Genomic DNA, 260 nt, shown 5'->3' with positions numbered 1-260 from the left:
TCCCACTTAACCATAACTTTGGGACCTTAGCTGACGGTCTGGGTTGTTTCCCTTTTCACGACGGACGTTAGCACCCGCCGTGTGTCTCCCATGCTCGGCACTTGTAGGTATTCGGAGTTTGCATCGGTTTGGTAAGTCGGGATGACCCCCTAGCCGAAACAGTGCTCTACCCCCTACAGTGATACATGAGGCGCTACCTAAATAGCTTTCGAGGAGAACCAGCTATCTCCGAGCTTGATTAGCCTTTCACTCCAATCCAC

The 260-nt window shown here is 51.9% G+C and carries 1 rRNA gene (only partly in view); it reads right to left on the bottom strand.

The features are described from left to right. A 23S ribosomal RNA gene (locus tag ACP69V_RS15825) occupies positions 1-260 on the bottom strand (its annotated part extends past both window edges: 263 nt to the left, 551 nt to the right); the annotation flags it as partial.

The organism is Brevundimonas sp. PWP3-1b1 (genome assembly GCF_049896065.1).
Classification (GTDB): Bacteria; Pseudomonadota; Alphaproteobacteria; order Caulobacterales; family Caulobacteraceae; genus Brevundimonas; species Brevundimonas intermedia_B.
Note: the sequence above shows the minus strand (reverse complement) of the source record. Positions and strands in the feature narration are given on the sequence as shown.